This is a genomic window from Listeria monocytogenes (assembly GCF_900187225.1).
Classification (GTDB): Bacteria; Bacillota; Bacilli; order Lactobacillales; family Listeriaceae; genus Listeria; species Listeria monocytogenes.
Genome location: NZ_LT906436.1, coordinates 2,600,107 through 2,622,152, shown reverse-complemented (window position 1 = coordinate 2,622,152; position 22,046 = coordinate 2,600,107). Strand labels below are relative to the sequence as shown.

The window sequence follows — 22,046 nt, the reverse complement described above, 5'->3', positions numbered from 1 at the left end:
ATGCCTGAGCAAATTGATGGAAACAAATTAGATTTAGAAGAACGCGTTGTTACAATCAACCGTGTTGCTAAAGTAGTTAAAGGTGGACGTCGTTTCCGTTTCACAGCACTTGTTGTTGTTGGAGACAAAAATGGTCATGTTGGTTTCGGTACTGGTAAAGCGCAAGAAGTTCCAGATGCTATCCGTAAAGCTGTTGAGGATGCTAAAAAGAACATGGTGCTTGTACCAACTGTAGACACAACTATTCCACACACTGTAGTCGGACATTTTGGTGGCGGAGAAATTCTTCTTAAACCTGCTAGTGCCGGTTCTGGTGTAACTGCTGGTGGTCCCGTTCGTGCGGTCCTAGAACTTGCTGGTGTTGCTGATGTATCTTCCAAATCGCTTGGATCTAATACACCAATTAACATGGTACGTGCTACAATCGACGGAATTAAACAACTGAAAAACGCTGAAGATGTTGCGAAACTTCGTGGCAAAACAGTAGAAGAATTGTTAGGATAAGGAGGGAATTATCATTATGGCGAAGTTAGAAATTACTCTAAAACGTAGCTTAATCGGACGCCCTCAACCACAACGCAAAACTGTTCAAGCATTAGGTCTTGGTAAAACAAATTCTGTAGTGGTTAAAGAAGATAATCCTGCAATTCGTGGGATGATCACTAAAGTAAGTCATTTAGTGGACGTCAAAGAAGTTTAAGCTTAAAATTATTATGCAATTGATAGAATTTGTTAAATAGGAGGAGGTGCTTGACATGAAACTACATGAACTTAAGCCTTCAGAAGGTTCTCGTAAAGAACGTAATCGTGTTGGTCGTGGAACAGGCTCTGGTAACGGCAAAACTTCAGGACGCGGTCATAAAGGACAAAAAGCTCGTTCTGGTGGTGGCGTACGTTTAGGTTTTGAAGGTGGACAACTTCCACTTTTCCGTCGTATTCCAAAACGTGGATTCACAAATATCAACCGTAAAGAATTTGCTATCGTGAACTTAGATGTTTTAAACCGCTTTGAAGATGGTACAGAAGTAACACCAGAACTTTTAGTTGAAACTGGAATTATTCGTAATGAAAAATCCGGAATCAAGATTTTATCTAATGGAAATATCGAGAAAAAACTTACTGTGAAAGCGAACAAATTCTCTGCAGCTGCGAAAGAAGCAATTGAAGCAGCTGGCGGAAAAACTGAGGTGATCTAATGTTTCAAACGTTAGTTAACTTCTTCAAAGTAGCAGACATCCGTAAAAAAATACTATTTACATTAGCAATGCTAGTTATTTTCCGTATTGGTACATTCGTGCCAGTACCGGGAGTTAACGCAGCAGCTTTACAATCTAGTATGGATGGCGGTATTTTGGGGTTCTTAAATACATTTAATGGTGGGGCTTTAAAAAACTTCTCAATTTTTGCCATGGGTGTAATGCCTTACATTACATCTTCCATTATTGTTCAGTTACTTCAAATGGACGTTGTTCCTAAATTGACTGAGTGGTCGAAGCAAGGGGAAATGGGTCGTAAAAAACTCAATCAACTTACTAGATACATGACAATCGGACTTGGTTTAGTGGAAGCTTTCGGTATGGCATACGGATTTAACCGCATGTCTTCAGCTGGCTTAGTAATTGAACCTTCCATTGGTAGATATGCAATTATCGCTATTGTATTGACTACTGGTACAATGTTCTTAATGTGGTTAGGTGAACAGATCACTGTTAAAGGCGTTGGTAATGGTGTTTCCATCATTATCTTTGCAGGTATCGTTGCTCGTATTCCTGATGGAGTTCGTCAATTATATGTTTCGCAAATTGAAAACGCTGGTGATCAACTTTTCCTACATGTTCTGACATTAGTTGGTGTAGGGGTTGCGATTTTAGCTATTGTTGTAGCTGTAATCTTCTTCCAACAAGCATTACGTAAAATTCCAATTCAATACTCTAAACGTGTAGCAGGAGCAAAACAATCGGGCGCGCAAGCAACGCACTTGCCGTTAAAACTTAACTCTGCCGGAGTTATCCCTGTTATCTTTGCAAGTGCATTTATTATTACACCACAAACTATCCTTACTTTCTTTGATCAAAGTAACGATGTTGTAAAAGTATTGAAAGACGTGTTTGATTACACAAAACCAATTGGTATGATTTTATATGTTGCACTAATTGTTGCTTTCACTTATTTCTATGCTTTCATTCAAGTGAACCCTGAGAAAGTTGCAGACAACTTGAAAAAGCAAGGTGGGTATATTCCTAGTAAACGTCCTGGTCGGGAAACACAAGCTTATCTTACATCGGTACTTTACCGTCTAACATTTGTTGGTGCAATTTTCCTTTCAGCGGTTGCTATACTTCCAACTATCGGTACTACTGTGTTTAGTTTACCGCAGTCACTTGCCGTTGGTGGTACAAGCCTACTAATTGTTATCGGGGTAGCATTAGATACTACGAAACAACTCGAAGGACAACTTGTAAAAAGGAACTATCGGGGATTTATCAAATAACACGCAGTTCTTGTTAGGATTTCCTAGCAGGAGCTAGCGCGTAATAAGGGGCGAAACAGTTGAAATTAGTATTAATGGGACTGCCCGGCGCCGGAAAAGGCACACAAGCGGAACAGATTGTTGAGAAATACAACATTCCTCATATTTCCACTGGAGATATGTTCCGAGCAGCTATGAAAAATAATACGGAATTAGGACGCAAGGCTAAATCGTTCATGGATAATGGCGACCTTGTACCTGACGAAGTAACAAATGGTATCGTTCGTGAACGTTTAAGCGAAGATGATGCTAAGGATGGTTTCTTGCTTGACGGTTTTCCACGTACTGTGGAACAAGCGCAAGAATTAGAAAACATTCTAAGTGATTTAGGGACAGAACTTGATGCTGTCATTAACATTGATGTTGAAAAAGATGTTTTGATGAAACGTCTTACCGGTCGCTGGATTTGCCGAACTTGCGGTAAAACTTACCACGAAATTTACAACCCACCGAAAGTACCTGGGAAATGTGATTTAGATGGTGGAGAACTTTACCAACGCGATGACGACAAGAAAGAAACGGTTGAAAAACGACTAAATGTAAATATGAAACAGACCAAGCCGCTTCTAGATTTTTATTCTGAAAAGGGTAAACTTCATAACATAAACGGCGAGCAAGAAATTAAAGACGTTTTTGTAGATGTGGAAAAAATTCTTGCTTCTTTTTGAGGAGTGAGCTGTGCTGAATCACTGTCAAAATCAATGCGTGCAAATTAGATTAGTTTGTAGTATAATGGATAATTGGCAGTGGAATTAAAGGCATCTAAGCAAATCATGATGAACGAGAGAACCGTTTGAAGATCATCCGAATGACGTATATGTTCTACCTGACCTGTTCAGCCGCAATACTTTTGCGAGTGACAGTTCTTCTGGTTTTTACGGATTTCACTTTTACAGGTTGTCTGAAAAGCTGGCGAAATGTGTTGCCTTTTAATGAAGTGCATCCATTTTTGCATGTTTTACGTTTTTTTCATGTAAGAGAAATAGTTACACTGAAAGGATTAGGCCTGCATCAGGAACAAATCCAAGAATACAAGAAGGAGGTAGCAAACATATGGCAAAGGAAGATGTTATTGAAGTAGAAGGCGTAGTACAAGAAACTCTACCAAACGCGATGTTCAATGTTGAACTCGAAAATGGTCATAAAGTACTGGCAACTGTTTCTGGTAAAATCCGTATGCATTACATTCGTATTTTACCCGGAGATAAAGTGACAGTAGAGCTTTCTCCATACGACCTGACACGCGGAAGAATTACTTATCGTTTCAAATAATTTGCACTCCGAAATTGAATTTATATACCGGTCTGGTTTATCCAGCTTAGAAATTATCGGTTTATAGAGACATTTTCTCTAATAAACAAGGAGGTATATCTATATGAAAGTAAGACCATCAGTGAAACCTATGTGCGAAAAATGTAAAGTTATTCGTCGTAAAGGTAAAGTAATGGTAATTTGTGAAAATCCAAAACATAAACAAAAACAAGGATAAGAGGAGGTGCTTAAGTAAATGGCACGTATTGCAGGTGTGGACGTTCCACGTGAAAAACGTATTGTTATTTCCCTGACTTACATTTATGGTATCGGTAAACAAACAGCTAAAGAAGTTCTTGCTGAAGCTGGCGTTTCTGAAGATACTCGTACTCGTGATTTAACTGAAGAAGAGCTAGGTAAAATCCGTGAAATCTTAGACCGTATTAAAGTTGAAGGTGACCTTCGTCGTGAAGTAAACTTAAACATTAAACGTCTAATCGAAATCGGTTCTTACCGTGGCATGCGTCACCGTCGTGGACTTCCAGTTCGCGGACAAAATACAAAAAATAATGCCCGTACTCGTAAAGGCCCGTCCAAAACAGTAGCAGGCAAAAAGAAATAATAGTAAAGGAGGTAGTTAGTGAATGGCTCGTAAAACAAATACTCGTAAACGCCGTGTGAAAAAGAATATCGAATCTGGTATTGCACACATCCGTTCTACATTTAATAATACGATCGTAATGATTACTGACACACATGGTAATGCTTTAGCTTGGTCAAGTGCAGGTTCCCTAGGATTTAAAGGTTCTCGTAAATCTACTCCTTTCGCAGCGCAAATGGCAGCTGAAAGTGCAGCAAAATCAGCACAAGAACATGGTTTGAAAACATTAGAAGTAACTGTTAAAGGTCCTGGTTCAGGTCGTGAAGCGGCTATCCGTGCACTACAAGCAGCTGGTCTTGAAGTAACAGCTATTAAAGATGTAACTCCAGTTCCACATAACGGATGTCGTCCTCCAAAACGTCGTCGCGTATAAGTGGTCGTTTTCTTTTGCCAATAGTAGATTTTTACTGTCTTAACTATCAAGGCAGAGAGTTTGACATAAAGACTGATATTCTAGACGTTTTGAAGGAGGGTAAATTTGAATGATCGAAATTGAAAAGCCAAAAATCGAGACGATTGAGATCAGCGATGATGCCAAGTATGGAAAGTTTGTTGTAGAGCCACTTGAGCGTGGATATGGTACAACTTTGGGTAACTCCTTACGTCGTATTCTATTATCTTCTCTTCCAGGTGCAGCAGTAACCTCTATCCAAATTGATGGAGCTTTACATGAGTTTTCTGTAATTGAAGGTGTAGTAGAAGATGTAACAACCATGATTTTAAATATTAAAAAACTTGCGCTAAAAATCTATTCTGATGAAGAAAAAACATTAGAAATTGATATGCAAGGTCCTGGTGTAGTAACTGCAGCTGACATTAATTATGACAGCGACGTTGAGATTTTAAATCCCGACTTACACATTGCTACATTAAGTGATAATGCTAAATTTCATGTGCGTTTAAATGCGACTCGTGGTCGTGGTTACACACCTGCTGATCAAAATAAACGCGAAAATATGCCAATTGGTGTACTTCCAGTCGATTCAATTTTTTCACCGGTTATCCGTGTGAACTATCAAGTGGAAAATACACGTGTTGGACAATCAACTAATTATGATAAGCTTACGTTTGATGTGTTAACTGACGGAAGTATCAGCCCAGAAGAAGCAGTTTCACTTGGAGCTAAAATTCTTTCTGAGCATTTAAGTATCTTCGTTAACTTAACAGATGAAGCACAAAAAGCTGAAATTATGATTGAAAAAGAAGAAAGCCATAAAGAGAAAGTGCTTGAAATGACTATTGAAGAATTAGACTTGTCTGTTCGTTCATATAATTGTTTGAAACGCGCTGGAATCAATACAGTACAGGAACTTGCTGACAAATCCGAAGACGATATGATGAAAGTCCGTAACTTGGGCCGTAAATCGCTTGAGGAAGTTAAAGTAAAACTGGCTGACCTTGGCTTATCTCTAAGAAACGAAAACTGATAAAGGAGGCAATTCCATGGGTTACAGAAAATTAGGTCGTACAAGCTCACAACGTAAAGCATTACTACGTGATCTTGCAACGGATTTAATCGTATTTGAACGTATTGAAACAACAGAAGCTCGCGCTAAAGAGATTCGTAAAGTTGTTGAAAAACTAATCACTTCTGGGAAAAAAGGAGACTTGCACGCTCGTCGTCAAGCAGCTGCTTTCATCCGTCATGAAGTTGTAGAAGTAGTACAAGTAGATGCTAAAGGTAAAGATGGTTCTACTGTGAAGAAAAACCGTCCTGTATACGCTCTACAAAAACTATTTGATGATGTTGCTCCACGTTACGCGGAACGTCAAGGTGGTTACACTCGTATCTTGAAAAAAGGTCCACGTCGCGGTGACGGCGCACCAATGGTTATTATTGAATTAGTTTAATAATAAAACGTTTAAAGCAAGTGGAGTGTCATGATATGGGGACTTCGTGTTTCCTTGTCTAGCTCTGTGTTTCCTAGTCTATTTAATCATAGGCTAGGAAGCAGGCTTTTTTTGTTTGACCTGTTATCTTCGGATAGCAGGTCTTTTTCTTGCCTTTATGCAGTAAAACATCTATAGTAAATCCCAAAGATAAGAGGAGGACTAAGAATGCGCCCGTTAACTGACTCGCAAATTGCTCAAAATCGACTACATAATTCTGGACTACTACAGTCTAAATTCCCGACCGCAGAGGAAGCAACTCGTGCGTTATTTGGCATCCAGTCCCAGTATCAACAATTTGGAGAGATTAGTTTATTTAACCGTGTAGACAATTTGACGAAAGAAAATCTGCAAATAACTTACGATAAAAAAGACTTAATCAAAATCTGGGGCCAAAGAATGACCGTGCATATGTATGCGCCTGATGATTGGTTTTATGTCCATGATGTGTATGCGCACAAAAACAATTGGTCACGAAAGCATACAGACTCACTAGGACACGATTTGGACGACCTTTTGGCAGAAATGGAAGAATTACTCTTGCGCGACGAGAAAGTGCCTAAAGAGGCTTTTGGGGCGTTATTCGGCGACCATGCAAAAGAATTAATGACTTGGGGTGGGGTTTTCATTCAAGGTTCACTTGATGGTAAGCTGTTTTGTGTGCCGGAGTCCCCTAAAACTCGATTTTATAGTCATCGGAGCCGAATTGATTCGAAGTCCCATGAAGAATGGCTAAATATCGAGCGAAATCAAACAGGGCTCGAAACAATGATCGATCGTTATTTTAGTGCGTACGGACCAGCGACAATACAGGATTTCAAACATTGGAGCGGTTTGCGCAATAGCGAGTACATGACGACCCTCGAAAAACAGCTTGAAAACTATTTTTGCTATATTGGAGAAGACGGAAAAACTTATTATAGTAAAACAGAAACGCACGATGAGCAAGAAATGGATACGCCTTTACTCCTAGGAAAATTTGATCCACTTTTTGTTAGTTATGCGAAAAAGAATTGGCTTGCGAATGAGAAAGAAACAAGTTTGATTTGGCGCATTGCTGGACAAATCGAGGCGGTCTTGATAATAAACGGCCAATTTTTCGGAACGTGGCGATATAAAGTATCAGGGGAGAAAATCATTTTTAATTTCTACCTTAGTAAAAAGTTAACTAAAAAAAGCCAAAAAATAGTTGAAATAGAAGCGATGAAACTTGCTGGATTCCTGCATAAGAAATATCAAGGCAGCATTTTTGAACTAATATAAAAGAAACCTCATTGCAGTGCGCAACGAGGTTTTTCTTTTTATAAAAAGGGCATTTCTGGGAAGTAATCTAACGGTAACTTGATACTTGTAGTGATGTTTGGCTTACAAAGTTTGCAGACTTGGAAATCAGCTTGTAGAGAAATGAGGAACAGCGCATCCTCTGTCGTCATCTTGTCTGATTCTGTAAGTAAAGTTATCATATTATGCATTGTTTTTTGAGTAGCTTTTTCAATTGTAATATCTGATGCTAAACAAATTAAGTTATGGTAATGGATGATTGTTGGCGTTGGAGCCGTGCGATTTTTAAGGATTTGTAGTCGTAAAGTGACTTCCGCCGGCGCCTCTGCACTTGTTGCTGTTATTTTTCCGAAACCAGTCGTTGCTCGAACATTGCCGACATGAAGTGATGCGCCGTATTTTTCAACTGGTAAAAAGATTGTTGCGCCTTCTGTGATTTTGGAAGAGTCAAGTAGTCCGCCGTTTTTAGTAGGTACCTTACTTGGATTTAATTCTTCTGTCTTTAATAGGCCGATTGTTTTCCTTATCGGAATATGAATATCTTCTGAATAGATAATCTGGTTGTTTTCGACTTTGTAGCATCGAGTGGAGTTGCTTGTTAATAAATCATCTGTTATCCCGATGTTCGGCCCGTTTAGCAAAAAGACCTCCGTCCCTAGGAGTTCAATTTTTTCAATCGTTATAGCTAATAAATCCCCCGGTCTTGCTTCTTCAATATAGATTGGTCCGGTAGTTGGTGAAAATTGTTTCCAATCTAGTTCCCCGTAATGAAGCTGTTTGGCGTGAATTTGGCCATTGAAGTGGTCTTTTGTTTTTATTTTTACCACAGAGCCATCTTTCACTCTAATCGCAGGTTCCGTTGATTTTTCCATCTCAAAAATCGAACGTTCTGAGGTTACAAAGTTTTTCATTTCATCCCTTCTCCTATTCTGTTTATGCTGACGGGTGAATTATAGCAAAAGGGGAAGCCGGAAGTAAATGGATATTCTGTGAACAAAAACGTGTGAAAATCATTGGAAAAGCTCTGTTTACTCCATTTTTTCCACCGTTACATTAGGAAGTGTTTGGATAAAGTGAAATAGTTCATATTCATCGTTCTTATTCTTTGTTTTTACAACAATATTTACACGAATAAAAAGACTTTCGCCAATGAGTTCTTTTTCGCTGGAGTAGGAAATGATTTGCTGTTTGTTTTGTTTAATTTGATCGGTAACTTTGACGAGGTTTTCCTGTTTGTCGGTTGAATAAATAATCGCAGTTGTATGAAAGGCGAACGATTTAAAAATAATGCTGAGAAACTCTAAACCAATTAATGTCAGTAAAGTAGCGGCGATACCAACCCAGTACATCCCGGCGCCAATGGCAAGTCCGATACCAGCTGTCGCCCAAAGTCCGGCAGCTGTTGTTAGACCGCGAACGAATTTCTTTTGGATAATAATCGTACCAGCGCCAATAAAGCCAATACCGCTTACCACTTGGGCAGCGACACGACTTGGGTCGAACGATACATTTTGCATGGTGGCGATTTGAGAAAAACCGTACTGAGAGACGATCATAATCAAAGCGCTACCTAAAGAAACCAAGAAATGTGTCCGGAATCCAGCTTCCTTCGCCCTGATTTCTCGGTCAAGTCCAATAATTGCTCCAAGGAGACCCGCAACAACAAGCCGTAAAATAAAATCTGCTAACATAGTTATCACATCCTTAACGTTAATATATTCCCTTTGGCATTAAACCAAAACAATCAAAAAGGAAATTTTGCGCCGGATGGATGTTTATACTATAATAAACAATGAATGGTCAAAAAGTGAGGTGTTAAGCGTGGCAGAAAGTTTTGTAAGATTAGAGCACGTTTTTTATAAATATGAGGATACGGAAAAATATGCAGTGAAAGATGTATCTATTTCTGCTCAAAAAGGGGAATGGGTTGCACTTGTTGGTCATAATGGTTCAGGTAAATCAACTATTGCAAAATTGCTAAACGGCTTACTTTTTCCGGAAGATGGCTTAATTAAAATCGGGCATTTTGTTTTGTCTGAAAAAAATATATGGGAAATTAGACGACAAGTAGGCATGGTTTTCCAAAATCCGGATAACCAATTTGTCGGGGCTACTGTGCAAGATGATGTGGCATTTGGGCTTGAAAATCACGGTGTTCCACATGATACGATGGTCGAACGTGTGGAATCGGCTTTGAATGAAGTTGGTATGCAAAGCTACGCGCTACATGAACCGGCGAGACTTTCTGGTGGGCAAAAGCAACGTGTCGCAATTGCGGGCGTTTTGGCGCTGCAGCCGGATGTGATTATTTTGGATGAGGCGACTTCGATGCTTGATCCAAGAGGACGCGCTGAAGTAATGGAAACTATTCGAATTATGCGCGAACAGGAAGATATTACGGTGATTTCGATTACGCATGATTTGGATGAAGTCCTTTTTGCAGATCGGGTAATCGTGATGAATAAAGGTGAGATTCATAGTGAAGGTACGCCGAAAGAAATTTTCCAGCAAGCAGATGCAATGCGAGAAATTGGCCTAGGGGTTCCATTTATTATTGAATTACAAGAAAAATTAGTTGCAGGTGGCTTTGAAACAGGAAGTACCGTGCTATCGGAAGGAGCATTACTAGATCAATTATGGAAATTAAACTCGAACAACTAGGTTATTGTTATCAAAAAAATAGCCCTTTTGAAAAGCGAGCATTACTTGATGTGAATGTTTCTTTTGATTCTGGTAGCTATTCTGCAATTATTGGTCATACTGGCTCAGGGAAATCAACTTTGCTACAACACTTGAATGCCCTTTTAATGCCTACAGAAGGGAAAATTACAGTTGGTGATCGAGAAATCGTTGCCGGCGTGAAGCAAAAGAAACTACGCGATTTACGTAAAAAAGTCGGGATTGTGTTCCAATTTCCAGAAGCACAACTTTTTGAAGAAACGGTTGAAAAGGATATTTGTTTTGGACCGATGAACTTTGGCGTTTCCGAGGAAGATGCGAAACTGCGCGCCAAAAAAGTAATTTATGAAGTAGGACTGACCGAGGAAATTTTGTCACGTTCGCCGTTTGAACTTTCTGGTGGGCAAATGCGCCGGGTTGCAATTGCAGGTGTTTTGGCGATGGATCCAGAAGTGCTTGTGCTAGATGAGCCAACAGCAGGACTAGATCCTCATGGCCGCGAGGAAATCATGGAAATGTTCTACAATCTTCATAAAGAAAAAGGGCTCACGACGGTCCTTGTAACACATAGTATGGAAGATGCTGCTCGTTATGCGGAAAAGATTGTCTTGATGAAGGCGGGGACGGTTCTACAAATCGGTACGCCACGTGAAATTTTCGCGAAGCCAGACGAACTGGTTGATCTTGGGTTATCTGTACCGGATGTGGTGAGATTCCAAGGACTTTTTGAGCGCAAATTTGATGTGAAATTAACAAAAACCTGTTTAACCATTGATGAATTAACAACCGAAATGGCGCCTTATTTAGCGAAGGGCGGGGCATAATTATGATGGATAAAATGATTCTCGGACGTTATATTCCGGGGAACTCTTGGTTGCATCGAATTGACCCACGCGCGAAAATCACTGCTGTTATGGCGTTTATTGCGATTGTCTTTTTGGCTAATAATTGGCTGACGTATGCACTAATGTTTGTTTATGTATTGTATTTAGTCCTAACTTCGAAAGTGCCATTTTTATTTTTTATTAAAGGTTTACAACCAATTTTCTGGCTTATTTTAATTACGCTATTACTGCAAGTCTTTTTTACGAAAGGCGGGACAGTTTTAGTTGATTTAGGACTTTTACAAATAACAACACTCGGACTGGCAAATGGAGCGATGATGTTTTGCCGTTTTGTGCTTATTATTTTTATGACAACACTTTTAACATTAACGACAAGCCCGATTGAACTAACAGACGGACTGGAGAAAATTTTAGCGCCGTTTCGTTTAGTGCATTTACCAGTACATGAACTTGCTTTGATGCTGAGTATTTCTTTGCGATTTATTCCAACATTGATGGATGAAACGGAGAAAATTTTAAAAGCGCAAAAAGCTCGTGGGGTTGAATTTACGAGTGGAAAATGGAGTGATCGGATTAAAGCGATTATTCCGCTGCTCGTGCCTCTTTTTATTAGTGCGTTTAAGCGTGCGGAAGACTTGGCGATTGCGATGGAAGCTCGCGGTTATCGAGGTGGTAAAGGGAGAACAAGATTCCGTTTACTACGCTGGCGATTTGCAGATACATTTTTGTTAATTTCCTTAGCGGTATTAAGTGGATTATTATTTTGGTTGCGGAGTTGAAATGAATGACAAGATATAAAGCGATAATTTCTTATGATGGTAGTGGGTTTTATGGCTATCAGGTGCAGCCGAATACACGTACGGTCCAAGCGGAAATTGAAAAAGCACTGACAAAAATGCATAAAGGTAAGACTGTGCGGGTTACAGCATCGGGAAGAACAGATACTGGTGTTCATGCGAAAGGTCAGGTTATTCATTTCGATTCGGAACTGGATATCACTGCCGAAAAATTCCAAAAAGCTTTACAAGTCATGACCCCGTTTGATATTAGCTTTTTAACAGTGGAAGAAGTACCAGACGATTTCCATGCTAGATTTGGCACGGTCGGAAAAGAATATCGTTATGTGGTAAAACGGACGAAAATTTTTGATCCTTTTAGTCGGAATTTTGCGCTACATTATCCGTATGAACTGGATATTTCAAAAATGAAATTGGCGAGTAAACGCCTGATTGGCGAGCATGATTTTACAAGTTTCTGTTCGGCGAGAACGGAGCGGGATTCTAAAGTCCGGACGCTTTATAGTATTGATTTTTATGAAGAGGACGATGAGACGTTAGTGATTGCTTTTCAAGGGAATGGCTTTTTGTATAATATGGTGCGAATTTTGACTGGAACTCTGCTCGATGCAGGGCAAGGTCGAATCTCTCCGGATGATATTAGTGAGGCTTTATTAGCACGTGATAGGCAAAAATTAATTAGTAAAACTGCGCCGCCACAAGGGTTATATTTATGGCGAGTCGACTATGAATAAAAATTGGATGTTTTTTTGCAGAACGCATTGACTTTTTGCTCCAAAAACTGTATTATGGACTATGGTATTGTTTGCCCCACAATAAGCCCCGGAAGGTTGTTGTGTTTAAACAATAAAAATATAGAATAGCATTTCGGGAATTAGGAACAGTTTTCGGGAGCTAATTTGTTTCAATTTATTTAGGAGGGTAATTCATGCGTACAACTTATATGGCGAAACCCGGCGAAGTAGAACGTAAATGGTACGTTATCGACGCTACTGGTGTTTCTTTAGGACGTTTATCCAGTGAAGTTGCTTCAATTCTTCGCGGAAAAAACAAACCACAATTTACTCCACATATCGACACTGGAGACTTTGTAATCATCATCAACGCTGGTAAGATTGGTCTTACTGGTAAAAAAGCTACTGACAAAATTTACTACCGTCACTCTCAATATCCAGGCGGTTTGAAATCTCGTACTGCAGGCGAAATGCGTACAAACAATCCTGAGAAATTATTAGAACTATCTATCAAAGGTATGCTTCCAAAAAATTCTCTTGGACGTCAATTATTCAAAAAATTACACGTATATGGTGGATCTGAGCACGAACACGCAGCTCAACAACCAGAAGTATACGAATTACGCGGTTAATTAATAAAGGAGGAATACTAAGTGGCTCAAGTACAATATTACGGAACTGGTCGTCGTAAAAGCTCTGTAGCTCGCGTACGTTTAGTACCAGGCGACGGCAAAATCGTTATTAACAATAGAGACTGGGAAGATTACATCCCATTTGCAGCTCTTCGTGAAGTTATCAAACAACCTTTAGTAGCTACAGAAACTTTAGGTAACTATGATGTACTAGTAAACGTTCACGGTGGTGGTTACACTGGTCAAGCCGGTGCTATCCGTCATGGTGTAGCTCGTGCACTATTACAAGTGGCTCCTGAGTACCGCCCAGCACTTAAATCTGCTGGCCTACTTACTCGTGATTCACGTATGAAAGAACGTAAAAAACCAGGACTTAAAGGCGCGCGTCGTGCACCTCAGTTCTCAAAACGTTAATATGTCGTTTCAAAGCATTTCCCTTTTCGGAGGAAATGCTTTTTTTTTGTTTGTTTTTTAGTTTTGGCATAGTTAGACAAAATTACATAGAATAAGATTGATGTGGCTATTTTGCAGTGAGATTAAAGTGCAAATAAATTATGAGTTATATAAGTAATTTGGTATTATTGGAATGATCCGAAAAATCCAAGACCAGGCAAATGAAATAGTTAGGAGAGACAATAATGAAAGGCTTAATCATAAATAAAATGCATTCGGGCTATTTTACTAATATGTCTGAAGTATTTAACTTATTACCAGAGGAAGAATTGAATTGTATGTGGCTAGTCAGCAGTTATGAATGTAATATATATCCTTTTGAACAAATCCCTTTTGAGGAAGAGTATGTTTGGATGAAAGGAACGGAATTGAAAGAAATATTAAATCAAGAAGAAGTTATGTTCATATGGGGGAACTTTACAAGTTATCCTTCTAATACAAAATTAAAAGACATTCTAAAATATCCGATTCCTTTTGCTGATGGGAATAGTGATTTATGGAAAAAAGATGTTCATTTATCCAATCCACTATCGAATACTGAACTAATTTCGTGGGATAGTTCCATATTTCTTGCTCTATCAAAAAACACAAATCTTATAGAAGGGTTAAAAGATAATTACCCAGATAGTGAAGATTTATCTACGTATAATTCGGATATTGATTAATAAATAACTTTCAAGAAGGATAGTAAGCTAATAAGTTGGTCAAAAAAAGAACCTTCTCATAAATCTTGAACGTAAGTCTATAATTAATTTTTTCAGGAGTAAATAAAAGAACAATCCATTTAAAAATGGTTTGTTCTTTTATTTATATTATATTCTTAGATTATTGTCTTGCTAGAATGAACTAGATAATAATTTATTGTGATTATTATAACAAACTTATTGAAATATGCTATAATAATTAAAGGTTCGTAATAATTAGATAAAGAGATGAAATGGATATTAGTATAAATAGTATATCTTAATATACATAGAAAAATGGCATTGTCACAATTTTAAGTTCTATAAAAAAATGCACAAAAAAAGCGCCGAAACAGCGCTACTTAATTAAAAGTTGATAACGGACAAAGCCTTATTTTAACTTGCTATGTTATTTTGAATACTAACAATATATACATTGTACCAAATTATAAAAAGAATGCAACTAAAAACAGGTTGAAGGGATGAAGAATATGAAAAATCCGTACACAATTGGCTTAGACATCGGAACTAATTCAGTGGGATGGGCAGTTTTAACAAATCAATATGATTTAGTGAAGAGGAAAATGAAAGTTGCTGGAAACTCGGATAAAAAGCAGATAAAGAAAAATTTCTGGGGTGTTAGACTATTTGATGATGGTCAAACTGCAGTTGACCGTAGAATGAACAGAACAGCAAGAAGAAGGATAGAGAGAAGACGAAATCGAATTTCTTATTTACAAGAGATTTTTGCAGTAGAGATGGCTAATATCGACGCTAATTTCTTTTGTCGATTAAATGATAGTTTCTATGTCGACAGTGAAAAAAGAAATAGTCGCCATCCTTTTTTTGCAACTATAGAGGAAGAAGTAGCGTACCACAAAAACTATCGGACAATATACCACTTGCGTGAAGAGCTGGTTAATTCTTCGGAAAAAGCTGATTTAAGATTGGTTTATTTAGCTTTGGCTCATATTATAAAATATCGTGGAAACTTTTTAATTGAGGGAGCATTAGACACTAAAAATACCTCAGTAGATGGGGTGTATGAGCAATTTATACAGACTTATAATCAAGTGTTTATGAGCAATATTGAAGAAGGTACTCTAGCTAAAGTGGAAGAAAATATAGAGGTAGCTAATATTCTAGCTGGAAAATTTACGCGAAGAGAAAAATTTGAAAGAATTTTACAATTATATCCGGGTGAAAAATCTACAGGAATGTTTGCGCAATTCATAAGCTTGATTGTGGGTAGCAAAGGAAATTTTCAAAAGGTGTTTGATCTTATTGAGAAAACGGATATTGAGTGCGCGAAAGATAGTTATGAAGAAGACTTAGAGGCATTGCTGGCGATAATTGGGGATGAATATGCAGAACTATTTGTTGCGGCAAAAAATACATATAATGCTGTGGTGCTATCAAGTATTATTACAGTAACTGCTACTGAAACGAACGCGAAGTTATCTGCAAGCATGATTGAACGTTTTGATGCACACGAAAAAGATTTAGGTGAGCTGAAAGCATTTATTAAGCTTCACTTACCTAAGCAATATCAAGAAATATTTAATAATGCCGCGATAGATGGTTACGCGGGTTATATAGACGGCAAAACCAAGCAAGTAGATTTTTATAAGTACCTGAAAACGATATTGGAGAACATCGAAGGCGCCGATTATTTTATTGCTAAAATAGAAGAAGAAAACTTTTTACGTAAACAACGGACATTTGATAATGGAGCTATTCCGCATCAATTACATTTAGAAGAATTAGAAGCTATTATACATCAACAAGCCAAATATTATCCTTTTTTAAGAGAAGACTATGAAAAAATAAAGAGTTTAGTAACTTTTAGAATTCCTTATTTTGTAGGTCCCTTAGCTAAAGGACAAAGCGAATTTGCTTGGTTAACAAGAAAAGCTGATGGTGAAATTAGACCATGGAATATAGAAGAAAAAGTAGATTTCGGCAAGTCTGCGGTAGATTTCATTGAAAAGATGACGAATAAAGATACATATTTGCCTAAAGAAAATGTGTTACCTAAACATAGTCTTTGTTATCAAAAATACATGGTTTATAATGAGCTAACCAAAGTTAGATACATTGATGATCAAGGGAAAACGAACTATTTTTCAGGCCAGGAAAAACAACAGATTTTTAATGACTTATTTAAACAAAAACGTAAAGTGAAAAAGAAAGATTTAGAATTGTTTTTACGTAATATAAACCATATTGAAAGTCCAACCATTGAAGGCTTGGAGGACTCATTTAATGCTAGCTATGCTACCTACCATGATTTACTGAAGGTAGGAATGAAACAAGAAATTCTTGATAACCCATTAAATACGGAAATGCTAGAAGACATAGTCAAAATTTTAACTGTGTTTGAAGATAAACCCATGATTAAAGAGCAATTACAGCAATTTTCTGATGTTCTGGATGGGGGTGTTCTGAAAAAATTAGAGCGACGACATTATACGGGATGGGGAAGGCTATCAGCTAAATTACTTGTTGGGATTCGTGAAAAACAATCTCACCTAACTATTTTAGATTATTTGATGAATGATGATGGACTTAACCGCAATCTGATGCAATTAATAAATGATAGTAACTTATCGTTCAAATCAATAATTGAGAAAGAACAAGTATCTACAACGGATAAAGACCTTCAAAGTATTGTAGCAGACCTTGCTGGTAGCCCGGCTATTAAAAAAGGTATTCTACAAAGTTTGAAGATTGTCGATGAACTGGTTAGTATAATGGGTTATCCACCTCAAACAATTGTTGTGGAAATGGCAAGAGAAAATCAAACAACAGGAAAAGGAAAAAATAATTCTAAACCACGTTATAAATCATTAGAAAAAGCGATTAAAGAATTTGGTAGTAAAATTCTAAAAGAACATCCGACTGATAATCAAGAATTAAAAAATAATAGATTGTATTTGTATTATTTACAGAATGGGAAGGATATGTATACTGGACAGGAGTTAGATATTCATAATCTTTCTAACTATGATATTGATCATATTGTGCCGCAGAGTTTTATAACAGATAACTCCATTGATAATCTTGTGTTAACGAGTTCGGCTGGGAATCGGGAAAAAGGGGGCGATGTTCCGCCACTAGAAATCGTTCGGAAGAGAAAAGTATTTTGGGAGAAGCTATACCAAGGGAATTTGATGAGTAAACGCAAATTTGACTATTTAACTAAAGCTGAACGTGGTGGTCTTACAGACGCGGATAAAGCGAGATTTATTCATAGACAATTAGTAGAAACTCGTCAAATAACAAAAAATGTGGCTAATATTTTACATCAACGTTTTAATAATGAAACAGATAATCATGGGAATACTATGGAACAAGTTCGAATTGTAACGTTAAAATCTGCGCTGGTTAGCCAATTTCGTAAGCAATTTCAATTATACAAGGTGCGAGAAGTTAATGATTATCACCATGCGCACGATGCATATTTGAATGGTGTTGTTGCAAATACATTGTTAAAAGTATATCCTCAGTTAGAACCAGAATTTGTATATGGAGAGTATCATCAATTTGATTGGTTTAAAGCAAATAAAGCTACCGCGAAAAAACAATTTTATACAAACATCATGTTATTCTTTGGTCAAAAAGAACGGATAATAGATGAAAATGGTGAGATTCTTTGGGATAAAAAATATTTGGAAACTATAAAGAAAGTCCTAGATTATCGACAAATGAATATTGTTAAGAAAACAGAAATTCAAAAAGGAGAATTTTCAAAAGCTACAATTAAGCCAAAAGGAAATTCCAGTAAATTAATTCCTAGAAAAGAAAATTGGGATCCGATGAAATATGGTGGTCTTGATAGCCCTAATATGGCGTATGCAGTTATCATCGAACATGCGAAGGGGAAAAAGAAATTAATTTTTGAGAAAAAAATTATTCGTATTACTATCATGGAGCGTAAGATGTTTGAAAAAGATGAGGAAGCATTCCTAGAAGAAAAAGGTTATCGTCATCCTAAAGTTCTCACAAAATTACCGAAATATACATTATATGAATGTGAAAAAGGGCGCCGAAGAATGCTAGCTAGTGCTAATGAAGCGCAAAAAGGAAATCAGCTAGTATTGTCAAATCATTTAGTATCGTTGCTGTATCATGCGAAAAATTGTGAGGCGAGTGATGGAAAGAGTTTGAAATATATTGAGGCCCACAGAGAAACGTTTAGTGAATTATTAGCTCAAGTATCGGAATTTGCGACAAGATATACCTTAGCTGATGCTAATTTAAGCAAAATTAATAACCTTTTTGAACAAAATAAAGAAGGTGATATCCAGGCAATTGCACAATCTTTTGTTGATTTAATGGCATTTAATGCGATGGGCGCGCCGGCAAGTTTTAAATTTTTTGAAGCCACTATTGATCGTAAAAGATATACCAATCTCAAAGAACTATTAAGCTCCACCATCATCTACCAATCAATCACGGGGCTTTATGAATCACGAAAAAGGCTGGATGACTAAATGGGGTGGCGGACAGTTGTTGTAAATTCGCATTCGAAATTATCATACAAGAACCAGCATCTAGTTTTTAAATCGGCTTATCAACAAGAAATGATTCATCTATCAGAAATTGATGTGCTCATTCTGGAAACAACAGATATTACCTTAACTACCATGCTAATTAACTGCTTAGTAGCTGAGAATATTTTGATTCTCTTTTGTGATGATAAGCGATTGCCTATTGGAAAAGTGCTTCCTTTTTACGGCCGGCACGATAGCAGTTTGCAATTAACAAAGCAATTGGAATGGGACGCTGAATTAAAGGCTGCGGTGTGGACGGAAATTATTTCTCAAAAAATATTAAATCAAAGTACGTATTTATCGATGCTGAATTATGATGAGAAGGCAAGCTCCTTAATAAATTTACATGAAACTTTAGCTGTTTTTGACCCTACCAATCGTGAGGGTCACGCAGCTAGAATATATTTTAATCAGCTTTTTGGAAATGATTTTACGAGAGAGCAAGAAAACGATATTAATAGTGGGTTGAATTATGGTTATACTTTGCTATTAAGTATTTTTGCAAGAGAATTGGTGAAATCTGGTTGTATGACTCAATTTGGGTTAAAACACGCCAATCAATTTAATGATTTTAATTTGGCTAGTGACTTAATGGAGCCTTTTCGGCCGCTAGTGGATCAAATTGTTTATGAGAAACGCAATGAGGATTTTCAGGTAATCAAACGCTCGTTATTCGAATTGTTCACCAAGCAATTTGACTATAATGACCAACATATGTTTTTGACGAACATTGCGAGTGATTATACTAAGAAAATTGTAAAAGTCTTAAATGAAGAAAGGGAAGGAGTTCCTGAATTTAGGATATGAGTTATCGATATATGAGAATGTTATTAATGTTTGATATGCCTACAGACACAGCAAAAGAAAGAAAAGCCTATCGTCAATTTCGACGCTTTATATTGAGCGAGGGGTTTATTATGCATCAATATTCTGTCTATAGCAAAATTTTATTAAACGGAACTGCCAGTAAGGCGATGCTCGCGCGTTTAAAACAACAAAATCCTAAAAAGGGACTGATTACTTTATTGACTGTGACAGAAAAACAATTTGCGCGTATGGTATATTTAAGTGGTGAACAAAATAAAAGCATAGGTAATTCAGATGCAAGGCTTGTTTTCTTGGGAGATGATGCGGATGAATTTTAATTTTAAATTACTCGACGATCCCATACAAATTGAAGATTCTACTATATTTGTAATAGAAGATGTACGTGTTTTTGCTAATGTAACTAGATTTTTCTATCAATACGAGGAAATAGAAGAATTGACCATTTTTGACGCGAAACATCAACCATTGAAAAGTAGTGAGTTGATGTTGATTACCGATGTGTTAGGACATGATATCAATTCCGCAGCAACGCTAAAATTAATTTATGCGGACTTGGAACAGCAACTTAACGAAAAGCCTGAAGTAAAGTCAATGATTGACAAATTAACCGCGACGATTAGCGAGTTGATAGGTTACGAATTATTGGAGCATGAGCTGGATTTAGAAGAAGATGAAATAACGGTCATTGAATTATTCAAAGCTTTAGGAATAAAAATAGAAACAAAAAGCGATACCGTATTTGAGAAGTTAATTGAAATAGTACAAGTCTATAAATATCTATCTAAAAAGAAATTGTTAGTACTTATTAACGTGTGTTCCTATCTTACAGAGGAAGAACTGCTAGAGTTGAGACGGTATATCTCTTTATATCAAGTCAAAGTACTATTTATTGAACCTAGAAAAATAAAAGGATCTCCGCAAGTTACTTTAGATTCTGATTATTTTTTACATGTGGAAAATAGTGTATAAGGTAACCGCTGTTCTTTGAAAACAAAATAAATTTTATGTAAACCATAAAATAGCATTCAAAATTGAAATCTTGCTATGGATGAATGGCGCGATTACGGAATCTTGGAGGAAAGAAAAAATTCTGCGAGGTTTTAGAGCTATGTTATTTTGAATGCTACCAAAACTCGTGATTTCTTCCTCATGCGCGCTTTTGAGTTTTAGAGCTATGTTATTTTGAATGCTACCAAAACTTATCAGCAATTGAAACTATTAAAAATGACGTTTTAGAGCTATGTTATTTTGAATGCTACCAAAACCCTAGACCTAGATGCTACTAGAGTGGACGAGTTTTAGAGCTATGTTATTTTGAATGCTACCAAAACTAATGCATCTTTATATTGATTTACCTCACCGTTTTAGAGCTATGTTATTTTGAATGCTACCAAAACTGGAAATGAACGATTGTCGGCATTCACGAATGTTTTAGAGCTATGTTATTTTGAATGCTACCAAAACAGATATGGGCGAACTACCCGACGACAACAAGTTTTAGAGCTATGTTATTTTGAATGCTACCAAAACGAAGAAGTCACTAGTTGGGTCAAGCAAGGCGTTTTAGAGCTATGTTATTTTGAATGCTACCAAAACTAGTGCCAGTAAATTCAGTTCCTCCAAAGGGTTTTAGAGCTATGTTATTTTGAATGCTACCAAAACTGTAAATGCGTTTAAATCGATGGGAAGCGCGTTTTAGAGCTATGTTATTTTGAATGCTACCAAAACACACGTGTGGAAGAAGAGGGCTCTGACGCTGTTTTAGAGCTATGTTATTTTGAATGCTACCAAAACGTATGAAACGGTTAAATGGATCTCTATAGCGTTTTAGAGCTATGTTATTTTGAATGCTACCAAAACACCAAGTCTAAGTGTAGACTGGCGTGCGCAGTTTTAGAGCTATGTTATTTTGAATGCTACCAAAACTTTAATGATTTTCTTTTGCGCGCCGTTGGTGTTTTAGAGCTATGTTATTTTGAATGCTACCAAAACGAATTTTTTTGTAAGATCGACAACTTTTTCGTTTTAGAGCTATGTTATTTTGAATGCTACCAAAACTTGATAATGATAAGGCTGTACGGATTATTCGTTTTAGAGCTATGTTATTTTGAATGCTACCAAAACTAACAGTGTATTTCTATTGCTCGGTGTGTTGTTTTAGAGCTATGTTATTTTGAATGCTACCAAAACTGGAGATAACGAAGAGTAAAGCGAGGCAGCGTTTTA

The 22,046-nt window shown here is 37.2% G+C and carries 25 protein-coding genes and 1 CRISPR repeat array (1 of these 26 running past the window's edge); of the genes, 23 read left to right on the top strand and 2 right to left on the bottom strand.

Going from position 1 to position 22,046, the window contains the following annotated elements; translation table 11 throughout:
* From rpsE to CKV70_RS13245, 12 genes are all read left to right on the top strand, one after another.
* Positions 1-504, top strand: coding sequence for a 30S ribosomal protein S5 (gene rpsE / locus CKV70_RS13305; protein ID WP_003723681.1), 504 nt, complete (start codon positions 1-3; stop codon positions 502-504).
* 16 nt (positions 505-520) lie between these two features.
* Positions 521-700: a 50S ribosomal protein L30 gene (gene rpmD / locus CKV70_RS13300; RefSeq protein WP_003720933.1), complete on the top strand. Its 180-nt coding sequence runs from the start codon at positions 521-523 to the stop codon at positions 698-700.
* Positions 701-755: 55 nt separating this feature from the next.
* Entirely contained in the window at positions 756-1,196 is a 441-nt protein-coding gene (gene rplO, locus CKV70_RS13295) for a 50S ribosomal protein L15 (protein ID WP_003723680.1), read from the top strand.
* The gene (gene secY, locus CKV70_RS13290; RefSeq protein WP_003723679.1) at positions 1,196-2,491 is read left to right on the top strand and encodes a preprotein translocase subunit SecY; all 1,296 of its coding nucleotides are present in this window, start codon (positions 1,196-1,198) and stop codon (positions 2,489-2,491) included. Before rplO ends, secY begins: the two co-directional genes overlap by 1 nt.
* A 59-nt stretch (positions 2,492-2,550) precedes the next feature.
* Positions 2,551-3,198, top strand: coding sequence for an adenylate kinase (locus CKV70_RS13285; RefSeq protein ID WP_003723678.1), 648 nt, complete (start codon positions 2,551-2,553; stop codon positions 3,196-3,198).
* 385 nt (positions 3,199-3,583) lie between these two features.
* Positions 3,584-3,802 carry a translation initiation factor IF-1 gene (gene infA / locus CKV70_RS13275; RefSeq protein ID WP_003720929.1) on the top strand — a complete coding sequence of 73 codons (219 nt, stop codon included), beginning with the start codon at positions 3,584-3,586 and terminating at the stop codon, positions 3,800-3,802.
* Positions 3,803-3,905: 103 nt separating this feature from the next.
* Positions 3,906-4,019 (top strand): 50S ribosomal protein L36, encoded by a 114-nt coding sequence (gene rpmJ / locus CKV70_RS13270; RefSeq protein WP_003720928.1) that lies wholly within the window; start codon positions 3,906-3,908, stop codon positions 4,017-4,019.
* A gap of 18 nt (positions 4,020-4,037) precedes the next feature.
* A complete protein-coding gene (rpsM, locus tag CKV70_RS13265; RefSeq protein ID WP_003723677.1) occupies positions 4,038-4,403 on the top strand; it encodes a 30S ribosomal protein S13 in 366 nt (121 codons plus the stop codon).
* A gap of 22 nt (positions 4,404-4,425) precedes the next feature.
* Positions 4,426-4,815: a 30S ribosomal protein S11 gene (gene rpsK, locus CKV70_RS13260; RefSeq protein ID WP_003720926.1), complete on the top strand. Its 390-nt coding sequence runs from the start codon at positions 4,426-4,428 to the stop codon at positions 4,813-4,815.
* Between the two features lie 109 nt (positions 4,816-4,924).
* The gene (locus tag CKV70_RS13255) at positions 4,925-5,869 is read left to right on the top strand and encodes a DNA-directed RNA polymerase subunit alpha (protein ID WP_003723676.1); all 945 of its coding nucleotides are present in this window, start codon (positions 4,925-4,927) and stop codon (positions 5,867-5,869) included.
* Between the two features lie 16 nt (positions 5,870-5,885).
* Positions 5,886-6,293: a 50S ribosomal protein L17 gene (gene rplQ, locus CKV70_RS13250; RefSeq protein ID WP_003723675.1), complete on the top strand. Its 408-nt coding sequence runs from the start codon at positions 5,886-5,888 to the stop codon at positions 6,291-6,293.
* A 207-nt stretch (positions 6,294-6,500) separates the two neighbouring features.
* A complete protein-coding gene (locus CKV70_RS13245) occupies positions 6,501-7,595 on the top strand; it encodes a DNA glycosylase AlkZ-like family protein (protein ID WP_009930725.1) in 1,095 nt (364 codons plus the stop codon).
* Positions 7,596-7,633: 38 nt separating this feature from the next.
* On the opposite strand, the gene CKV70_RS13240 is transcribed toward CKV70_RS13245, so the two are convergent.
* Both CKV70_RS13240 and CKV70_RS13235 read right to left on the bottom strand, forming a co-directional pair.
* A complete protein-coding gene (locus CKV70_RS13240; RefSeq protein WP_003733035.1) occupies positions 7,634-8,524 on the bottom strand; it encodes an acetamidase/formamidase family protein in 891 nt (296 codons plus the stop codon).
* Between the two features lie 117 nt (positions 8,525-8,641).
* Entirely contained in the window at positions 8,642-9,304 is a 663-nt protein-coding gene (locus CKV70_RS13235) for an MgtC/SapB family protein (RefSeq protein ID WP_014601174.1), read from the bottom strand.
* Positions 9,305-9,434: 130 nt separating this feature from the next.
* Here CKV70_RS13235 and CKV70_RS13230 point away from each other — a divergent pair, with 130 nt between their 5' ends.
* From CKV70_RS13230 to csn2, 11 genes are all read left to right on the top strand, one after another.
* Positions 9,435-10,274, top strand: a complete 840-nt coding sequence (locus tag CKV70_RS13230; protein WP_008948839.1) for an energy-coupling factor ABC transporter ATP-binding protein — start codon at positions 9,435-9,437, stop codon at positions 10,272-10,274.
* Complete coding sequence (locus CKV70_RS13225) at positions 10,250-11,116, top strand: energy-coupling factor ABC transporter ATP-binding protein (RefSeq protein ID WP_003728531.1); 867 nt, start codon at positions 10,250-10,252, stop codon at positions 11,114-11,116. Before CKV70_RS13230 ends, CKV70_RS13225 begins: the two co-directional genes overlap by 25 nt.
* 2 nt (positions 11,117-11,118) lie before the next feature.
* Positions 11,119-11,916 (top strand): energy-coupling factor transporter transmembrane component T family protein, encoded by a 798-nt coding sequence (locus CKV70_RS13220; protein WP_003733033.1) that lies wholly within the window; start codon positions 11,119-11,121, stop codon positions 11,914-11,916.
* Positions 11,917-11,921: 5 nt separating this feature from the next.
* Positions 11,922-12,668: a tRNA pseudouridine(38-40) synthase TruA gene (truA, locus tag CKV70_RS13215; RefSeq protein ID WP_003733032.1), complete on the top strand. Its 747-nt coding sequence runs from the start codon at positions 11,922-11,924 to the stop codon at positions 12,666-12,668.
* 194 nt (positions 12,669-12,862) lie between these two features.
* A complete protein-coding gene (rplM, locus tag CKV70_RS13210) occupies positions 12,863-13,300 on the top strand; it encodes a 50S ribosomal protein L13 (protein WP_003727703.1) in 438 nt (145 codons plus the stop codon).
* Between the two features lie 21 nt (positions 13,301-13,321).
* Entirely contained in the window at positions 13,322-13,714 is a 393-nt protein-coding gene (gene rpsI, locus CKV70_RS13205; RefSeq protein WP_003723652.1) for a 30S ribosomal protein S9, read from the top strand.
* 224 nt (positions 13,715-13,938) lie between these two features.
* Positions 13,939-14,418: a hypothetical protein gene (locus CKV70_RS13200; protein ID WP_014601173.1), complete on the top strand. Its 480-nt coding sequence runs from the start codon at positions 13,939-13,941 to the stop codon at positions 14,416-14,418.
* 509 nt (positions 14,419-14,927) lie between these two features.
* Positions 14,928-18,932, top strand: coding sequence for a type II CRISPR RNA-guided endonuclease Cas9 (cas9, locus tag CKV70_RS13195; protein ID WP_014601172.1), 4,005 nt, complete (start codon positions 14,928-14,930; stop codon positions 18,930-18,932).
* The gene (gene cas1 / locus CKV70_RS13190; RefSeq protein ID WP_014601171.1) at positions 18,933-19,799 is read left to right on the top strand and encodes a type II CRISPR-associated endonuclease Cas1; all 867 of its coding nucleotides are present in this window, start codon (positions 18,933-18,935) and stop codon (positions 19,797-19,799) included.
* The gene (cas2, locus tag CKV70_RS13185; protein ID WP_003723648.1) at positions 19,796-20,137 is read left to right on the top strand and encodes a CRISPR-associated endonuclease Cas2; all 342 of its coding nucleotides are present in this window, start codon (positions 19,796-19,798) and stop codon (positions 20,135-20,137) included. The genes cas1 and cas2 overlap by 4 nt, the downstream gene beginning before the upstream one ends.
* A complete protein-coding gene (gene csn2, locus CKV70_RS13180; protein ID WP_014601170.1) occupies positions 20,127-20,789 on the top strand; it encodes a type II-A CRISPR-associated protein Csn2 in 663 nt (220 codons plus the stop codon). The genes cas2 and csn2 overlap by 11 nt, the downstream gene beginning before the upstream one ends.
* 128 nt (positions 20,790-20,917) lie before the next feature.
* A CRISPR array of direct repeats spans positions 20,918-22,046; the repeat unit is 36 nt; unit sequence GTTTTAGAGCTATGTTATTTTGAATGCTACCAAAAC (it continues 889 nt past the right edge of the window).

Excerpts from the sequence above, each read along its gene's own strand:
- rpsE (WP_003723681.1), top strand. The coding sequence starts at position 1 with ATGCCTGAGCAAATTGATGGAAACAAATTAGATTTAGAAGAACGCGTT.
- rpmD (WP_003720933.1), top strand. The coding sequence starts at position 521 with ATGGCGAAGTTAGAAATTACTCTAAAACGTAGCTTAATCGGACGCCCT.
- rplO (WP_003723680.1), top strand. The coding sequence starts at position 756 with ATGAAACTACATGAACTTAAGCCTTCAGAAGGTTCTCGTAAAGAACGT.
- secY (WP_003723679.1), top strand. The coding sequence starts at position 1,196 with ATGTTTCAAACGTTAGTTAACTTCTTCAAAGTAGCAGACATCCGTAAA.
- infA (WP_003720929.1), top strand. The coding sequence starts at position 3,584 with ATGGCAAAGGAAGATGTTATTGAAGTAGAAGGCGTAGTACAAGAAACT.
- rpmJ (WP_003720928.1), top strand. The coding sequence starts at position 3,906 with ATGAAAGTAAGACCATCAGTGAAACCTATGTGCGAAAAATGTAAAGTT.
- rpsM (WP_003723677.1), top strand. The coding sequence starts at position 4,038 with ATGGCACGTATTGCAGGTGTGGACGTTCCACGTGAAAAACGTATTGTT.
- rpsK (WP_003720926.1), top strand. The coding sequence starts at position 4,426 with ATGGCTCGTAAAACAAATACTCGTAAACGCCGTGTGAAAAAGAATATC.
- CKV70_RS13255 (WP_003723676.1), top strand. The coding sequence starts at position 4,925 with ATGATCGAAATTGAAAAGCCAAAAATCGAGACGATTGAGATCAGCGAT.
- rplQ (WP_003723675.1), top strand. The coding sequence starts at position 5,886 with ATGGGTTACAGAAAATTAGGTCGTACAAGCTCACAACGTAAAGCATTA.
- CKV70_RS13245 (WP_009930725.1), top strand. The coding sequence starts at position 6,501 with ATGCGCCCGTTAACTGACTCGCAAATTGCTCAAAATCGACTACATAAT.
- CKV70_RS13240 (WP_003733035.1), bottom strand. The coding sequence starts at position 8,524 with ATGAAAAACTTTGTAACCTCAGAACGTTCGATTTTTGAGATGGAAAAA.
- CKV70_RS13235 (WP_014601174.1), bottom strand. The coding sequence starts at position 9,304 with ATGTTAGCAGATTTTATTTTACGGCTTGTTGTTGCGGGTCTCCTTGGA.
- CKV70_RS13225 (WP_003728531.1), top strand. The coding sequence starts at position 10,250 with ATGGAAATTAAACTCGAACAACTAGGTTATTGTTATCAAAAAAATAGC.
- CKV70_RS13220 (WP_003733033.1), top strand. The coding sequence starts at position 11,119 with ATGATGGATAAAATGATTCTCGGACGTTATATTCCGGGGAACTCTTGG.
- truA (WP_003733032.1), top strand. The coding sequence starts at position 11,922 with ATGACAAGATATAAAGCGATAATTTCTTATGATGGTAGTGGGTTTTAT.
- rplM (WP_003727703.1), top strand. The coding sequence starts at position 12,863 with ATGCGTACAACTTATATGGCGAAACCCGGCGAAGTAGAACGTAAATGG.
- CKV70_RS13200 (WP_014601173.1), top strand. The coding sequence starts at position 13,939 with ATGAAAGGCTTAATCATAAATAAAATGCATTCGGGCTATTTTACTAAT.
- cas9 (WP_014601172.1), top strand. The coding sequence starts at position 14,928 with ATGAAAAATCCGTACACAATTGGCTTAGACATCGGAACTAATTCAGTG.
- cas1 (WP_014601171.1), top strand. The coding sequence starts at position 18,933 with ATGGGGTGGCGGACAGTTGTTGTAAATTCGCATTCGAAATTATCATAC.
- cas2 (WP_003723648.1), top strand. The coding sequence starts at position 19,796 with ATGAGTTATCGATATATGAGAATGTTATTAATGTTTGATATGCCTACA.
- csn2 (WP_014601170.1), top strand. The coding sequence starts at position 20,127 with ATGAATTTTAATTTTAAATTACTCGACGATCCCATACAAATTGAAGAT.